Genomic DNA, 3,935 nt, shown 5'->3' with positions numbered 1-3,935 from the left:
CAAAATCGAGACCGCCCGGGAAATCTCAGCCCGCGACAGCGGATCCAAAGGATGCGCCACCCCTACTACGGTTTGGTTTTCAGTGTCGATACTCATGATTTTCTCCTTGATTCTTTATTCAGGACGAGGGCCCGTACGGCCCTCCCGCGGGGTTGGCATGGTAGTTGGTGACCTACACACGCCCGGACTGGATCTCGCGCCCGGCCCCGGCAGGCGGTGTTGCCGTTGCGGGACCAATAGACACAAAAGATCCTTGAATTATCAGAACTATTTATCTTTGTCAGAACTGTTTATCTTTGGGTGCATACGAGACTTGCGTTGAAGATCACCTCAGAACCCCGGTGGGGGCTCCGGGAGGGACCGCCTGCAAACCCGACATCCTCTATTTGTAGGGGGCCAGCCGAGCTCCGCTCCGGGCCCTGCCGGCGTGATGCCGGTCACGTGCGTTCCTTCTCCGTAGAAAACTACGCCTCGGAATCCACTTAGGCGAGACCTTTTATGAACATTGTGTGAGAAGTTTGAGCCGATATTTTCTCACTGCAGTTAACGTGTTGGAAACATTTAGAAACATGTTCGCGACTGCCGTGACCGGGGCCGGGAATGCTAGTGTTTTGCATCTCGGGTCGATGACTTGCGTCCCCCATAAGCAAGGTGCGCCTGCCCGTCGGAGGGAAAGTCGGTTCCCAGTGCCTGCTCACGGTAAAAGCTTTATCACTGCCCGCTCCCCGGTGGAGGGCCTGAGCCGGCGGAAACTTTCCTTCTTGCCGGTCTTCGCGCAGGCAGTGGCCGCCACGGCGCCTGCCGGTTCCATGTCCGTCATTCCGGCTCTTATCTTTCCGGCTCTTGTCTTTGGATCCACTGGACCGAACCTTGTGCTGATATTCGGCACCGCCATGGCGGTCATGGTCTTGGTTTCCTTCTGTCTGAGACCGATGGCAAAGCGCATGGCTGCCGTCAGCGGTCTCTACAGCTACACAGCCAAGGGACTTGGGCAGGGGACGGCAATTACCGTCGGCTGGTCGGCCATGTTCGGTTACGCCCTCGTGGCAATGGCCGGTCTGCTGGTTGTTGGCACCTATGTTGTTCAGTTGTTCATCAATCTTGGGGTCCCCCTGGCGGATCCCAAAGTTTTCGCGGTGCTGGTCGTTCTTGCCGCCGCGGGTGCCGCCTGTTTTCTGATGGTGAGGGGGGTCCGGATATCCGCGTGGTCCACGTTGTTGATCGAATCCATTTCAATTGGAATCCTCGCCGTCCTCATGATTGGCTACTTCGCCTTCACCGCGCCGAAGGTGAATATCGGGAATGTGTTTGTCTGGAACGGAAATTTTGATTCGTTATCGATCGGAATCGTCGTGGCCGTGAGCGCCTTTGTCGGCTTCGAAAGCCCGACCACGCTGGGCGGCGAGGCGTACAAACCTTTCGTCAGCATCCCGCGGGCCATCACGTGGACCCCCATCTTGACGGGCGTGCTTTATCTTCTCGCCGTGACCGCCCAGGACGTAGCCCTCAAAGAGTCACCGATAAACATTACGGCCAGCTCCACTCCGTTGTCTGACCTGTTTGCCCAGAATTCCCCTGTGTTCGCCGCAGTCCTTGACCTGGGAATCGCAGCATCGTGGTTTGCGTGCTCGATCGCATCCGTGAACGCCCTTGCCCGGATACTTTTTTGTATGGGCAGAGAAGGCGTTGCGCCGCGAATACTCGGCCGGACCCATCCCGTCTTTCGAACCCCCTCGATGGCAATCCTGGTCATAATGCCGGTAGTTGCCATCGTTCCCATCGCCGTCATCCTCTCCGGCGCCAGTCCTGAGCAGAGCCTCGTGCACCTCTTCACGCTGGGCGCCTACGGGTACCTTGGGTCCTATATCCTTGCCAGCGCGTCCCTGCCCTTCTTCCTGCGCCGGATAGGGGAGAACACTTACGCCAGTTGGATACTGGGAGCAGCAACCTCCCTGGTCCTCGGGTTGGTGCTCTGGAAGGCCGCGACGGTATCGATTCAAACAGGGAACCTGCAGATCTTCATCTACGGCGGTGTCCTCCTCGCCAGCGTCGTTTACACCATGTTCCTTCGCCTCCGGTTACCTGAGCGTCTGGCATCCGTGGGCATCTACGACGAGACCCGGGAATCAGACCTGTTTCACGGCGGGCCCGTCCCGTGAGCCACAGGTCCGGGTACCGGGGGCCCAGCACAGTGTCAAACTCGCTGAGAATCTTGGAGATCGTGGCACGGTTCGGCACCGGAACAACCGCGAAAGAGATCACCGATGCCCTGCAGATGCCCCCATCGACCGCCTACCGGATGCTGAATTCACTCGTCGGGGAGGAACATCTGGCCCGCACATCCGACCTCCGCGGATTCGCACTCGGACACGCGATTTCAGGCCTGATTACGGCTGCGACCCCGCCGACCGTTCCCACAGCAGCCCGCACCGTAATAGAAGAGTTCCGCAGTGGAACACGTTTCGCAGTGCACCTCATCATGTTCCGGAACGCTTCCCTCAGAATCGCCGATGAAGACCCGGATCATCCGCTCCACTCCGCATTCGAAATGCTCCGGTATCCACACGCCTCCGCCGCAGGGAAACTGATGCTCGCTGAAGTTGACGATTCGGCCTCCCCTCTCCCGAGAGGGCCGTTGATGAAGCTGACACCGCAGACCATCACAGACAGGAGGCAACTGGAAGAGCAACTCGCGGAAATACGGCTCACAGGTGAGGCCTCGGAAATCAACGAACTAGAACAAGGATCCGCCACCCTAGCACTTCCAGTAAGACTGCCAAATGGGTCCGTCGGCGCAGCCCTCTGCCTATGCAGCCCCTCAGAAAGGTTCACCACTATCTGCGAACATGCGGAAGCAGCCCGTGAACTGACGTCACGACTGGCACCACTCCTGTTCTAATTTGAAAAATCGGGACAGATCGAGGGGGCACTGCGGACATCGTGAACCGATCACCATGAACCAGTAGCGTGCAGCCCAACACCAAACCGGGATGACCACCGATGAAGCCGACGCTGGCAAAAACCGTCGCGACTCATACCGTCCTGGCCCAGCTGAAACCCTCCCGACACCGATCATCAACATCCCGGACCCGACCACCACCCCTGCGCGACAACACACCACGCTCGGCCTCGCCCCGGCACTCTCCTCCGGCGTGCCCGCCTCCCAAACAGCCTTCCTACCCGACGGGAACTCGATGAACGATCCCGCCCGCCCGTGATCGTCATCGACGAAGCCTACCTGTCCGGCGAACCAACCCTGGACATCCCGCACATCGCTGAGCAACGTATCCCCGTATCCCCTGCCGGATGGTGCGCTCAGCGGGCGCTGAGGGAAGGGCAGCGGTGAGACGGTGGCGCGGCTGGCCCGATGATCTTGCCGATATCAGCAGGCTTCAGACCCTGGGTTCTCAAACCGCGGGCTTGCTTGACGTTTGGATGGCTGGCGGTAACTTCCCGCCGACCTGCGTCGCGGCCGTGGGACGCGGCGACGGACATGCCGGCCTTGGTGCGTTCGGAGAGCTGATCGCGTTCGAGCTGGGCGAAGGCGGAAATAATGGTGACCATGGCCTGCGCCATGGCCCCACCGAGTTCACTGGCAAGGTCGGTGGCGATGCCATCGTGCAGTGAGCGGAACCTGATCCCGCGTGCTTTGAAACCGTCGAGGAGTTCAAGCACGTGGCGGGTGCGGCGTCCGAGCCGGTCCAGCTTCCAGACCCCGACTTCATCGCCCCGGCTGAGGCCCTCGAGCATCATTTCCAGTTCAGCTCGGCTGGCTGGCAAATACGGCGTGATGGTACGGGTAGTCCGAGTAGGTGGTACCGCTGGTTTCAGGGACCCGGTACTGGCCAGAAAACGTTGTCGTGGGTTTCTGGCCAGTACCCGGTTGTGACCGTCACCGGTCGGGGTGGTGGTGTCCGGCCGGGGTGTTGTTCCTA

At 59.9% G+C, this 3,935-nt stretch carries 3 protein-coding genes; 2 read left to right on the top strand and 1 reads right to left on the bottom strand.

Annotation, left to right across the window (positions count from 1 at the left end; genetic code table 11):
• Positions 1 to 626 precede the first annotated feature (626 nt).
• The gene (locus tag QMG52_RS21455) at positions 627 to 2,159 is read left to right on the top strand and encodes an APC family permease (protein ID WP_283562431.1); all 1,533 of its coding nucleotides are present in this window, start codon (positions 627 to 629) and stop codon (positions 2,157 to 2,159) included.
• The gene (locus QMG52_RS21450) at positions 2,156 to 2,899 is read left to right on the top strand and encodes an IclR family transcriptional regulator (RefSeq protein ID WP_283562430.1); all 744 of its coding nucleotides are present in this window, start codon (positions 2,156 to 2,158) and stop codon (positions 2,897 to 2,899) included. The genes QMG52_RS21455 and QMG52_RS21450 overlap by 4 nt, the downstream gene beginning before the upstream one ends.
• Positions 2,900 to 3,315: 416 nt before the next feature.
• Here QMG52_RS21450 and QMG52_RS21445 read toward each other — a convergent pair whose 3' ends face one another.
• Positions 3,316 to 3,849 (bottom strand): recombinase family protein, encoded by a 534-nt coding sequence (locus QMG52_RS21445; protein WP_283562432.1) that lies wholly within the window; start codon positions 3,847 to 3,849, stop codon positions 3,316 to 3,318.
• Between the last annotated feature and the right edge of the window lie 86 nt (positions 3,850 to 3,935).

The organism is Paenarthrobacter sp. PH39-S1, assembly GCF_030063245.1.
Lineage (GTDB): Bacteria > Actinomycetota > Actinomycetes > Actinomycetales > Micrococcaceae > Arthrobacter_M.
Note: the sequence above shows the minus strand (reverse complement) of the source record. Positions and strands in the feature narration are given on the sequence as shown.